The sequence below is a fragment of the Rhodopseudomonas sp. BR0C11 genome (assembly GCF_010820945.1).
In the GTDB taxonomy this organism is placed as follows: domain Bacteria; phylum Pseudomonadota; class Alphaproteobacteria; order Rhizobiales; family Xanthobacteraceae; genus Rhodopseudomonas; species Rhodopseudomonas palustris_H.
In genome coordinates this window covers 1-2,284 of record NZ_QTKI01000571.1, presented here as the reverse complement: position 1 = coordinate 2,284, position 2,284 = coordinate 1, and the positions used below count along the sequence as shown (strand labels likewise).

The 2,284-nt window shown below is 62.8% G+C and carries 2 protein-coding genes; both read left to right on the top strand.

Features of this window, described 5'->3' with window-relative positions; translation table 11 throughout:
• Positions 1-447 (top strand): urease accessory protein UreG (ureG, locus tag DYI24_RS25235; RefSeq protein ID WP_164574267.1); only part of this gene is annotated, 447 nt, incomplete at its 5' end.
• A gap of 241 nt (positions 448-688) precedes the next feature.
• A partial coding sequence (locus tag DYI24_RS25230) for a CHASE domain-containing protein (RefSeq protein ID WP_164574266.1) occupies positions 689-2,284 on the top strand: 1,596 nt, incomplete at its 3' end.

Genomic DNA, 2,284 nt, shown 5'->3' with positions numbered 1-2,284 from the left:
GACCGCATCGCCGGGGTGGAGACCGGTGGCTGCCCGCATACCGCCATCCGCGAGGATGCGTCGATGAATCTCGCCGCCGTGGCCGAGATGCGCAGCAAGTTTCCGGGGCTCGATCTGGTGCTGATCGAGTCCGGCGGCGACAACCTGGCCGCGACATTCTCGCCCGAACTCGCCGACATCACCATTTATGTGATCGACGTCGCCGCAGGAGACAAAATCCCCTCCAAAGGCGGCCCAGGTATCACCCGGTCCGACCTCCTGGTGATCAATAAGATCGATCTGGCACCCTATGTCGGTGCGTCGTTGGAGAAGATGGATACCGATGCCAAGCGAATGCGCGGCGCGCGGCCGTTCGTCATGACCAATCTGAAGAAGAGCGACGGACTCGATCGCATTATCGGCTTTATTGAAGAGAAGGGGGGCCTGACGCCGCGGCAGTCGGCCTGAGCCTCCGCCGGCGCAGCTACCTGCGGTATCTCCTCGTGCGCTGCAGTACCAACTTCGTGATCGTTGGGACGGGAACGAAATCAGGCCGGGCGTGGTTGAACCGCTCTTGGAATTCGTGCCCCACCGACCGTCCTCCAGGATCGTTCAGTTGCGCTCAGGTCGACGCTTCTTCATGGTGGGGCCGGTTTCGATACGTTGAATAGGTGAGGCGGACGCTCCGCCTCGGACAACGAGTAAGAGCGTGGTTCGGCTTGGCTTCATCATCGGCTTGATCGCTATCATCGGGGTGGTGCTGTCAGGCTTTTCCGCATCCCGCGTCTATGAGCAGGAAGCGGCGATCCAGCGCATCGCGCTCGGACGGGCCATCGACGTTCATGCCAGCCAGGTTCAGGATCGCCTCACCGAGCGCGAACTGCTCGGTCGGGTCGCTTCAGGCCTGTTTCGCAAGCCCTCGGTGATCAAGGCCGACATGCTGCAGCCGCTGCGGTCGTCGATCTACACCTTCAAGACCGATTTCGTGCTGGCGACCTGGGTGGCACGGCTGAAGCCCGAGGAAGTGCCGGCCGCCGAGGCCGAACTGACCAAGGCGGGTTTTCCCGATCCGACCGTGCGCGACTATGATGGCAAGCCGCTCGATCTGAGCAGCCCGGTGCCGCTCGACGTCGTGATGGATGTCGAGCCGCGAAACGCCGAGACGATGGCGCTGACCGGCCGGATGCTGGATCATGACCCGGTGCTCGGCCGTACCTTTGCGCAGGCCCTGGCCGAGGGCCAGCCGCACGTCTCCGACCCGGTGCCGCTAACGGGCAGTGGTCCGGTCGGTGTCGTTCTGGCGGCGCCGGTGATGAACACCGACAGCTCGGACATCGTCGGCTTCGTCACCTTCTCCTATAAGCTCGCCACGCTGATGCTCACCAACGACGATCTGTCGTTGTTCTCGGTGGTGCTGAAGGATCCGAGTCGCGAGGGTTATGAACTGCTCGCCGACGAGAGCGGCGAGATCACCTCGCGGGTGGCTCATCCCGAAGGAGCCAATCCGATCATCGTTCGCACCGTGACCTTCGGTAATCGGGATTGGTCGCTGGCCTATTACCCGAAGATCGATCCCTATGACCGCGCTCAGAAAATGGCGCTGATCATCGGGCTTGCCGGTCTGGCGCTGACGCTGATCGTCTGCGGGCTGTTCGGCTACGTCAGCTACAGCAACATCCGGCTGCGACGCGAAATCCAGATGCGGATTGGTTTCGAGCGCCGCTTGACTGCGGTGATCGACGAGCTCAACCACCGGGTGAAGAATATTCTGGCGGTGATCCAGTCGATCGTGACCAGGACATTGCGTCACGGCTCCGATCTCGACGTCGCTCGCGAGCTGCTGATCGGCCGGATTCATGCAATGTCCAACGTCGTGTCGCTGCTCAGCGACAGCCAGTGGCAGGGCGTGATGCTCAAGGGCCTGTTCGAAGGACGGGCAATCCCGCATGCCGACCGCATCGAGGTCGACGGTCCCGATATCGCAGTCAGCGCGCGGGCGGCACAGAGCCTGTCTCTGCTGTTCTTCGAGCTGGCGTCGCATTCCGATGAGGGCTTGGCCGTGGTCGGCAAGCACCCGCGGGTGGTCGCGAGCTGGACCGTCACCGGAGAAGCCAAGGACGCAACATTTCATTTCCGCTGGGAAGAGTTCAACACCAGTGCGGCGACCCGGCGCCCGGACAGCGAGTTCGGCATTATCCTGCTCGACCGCGTGGCACCCGAAGCGCTCGGCGGCACGTCGAAGCGCTACTTCACCGACGTCAGCTATGTCTATGAGCTGACCGCGCCGCTCGATACTGTCGTGGAC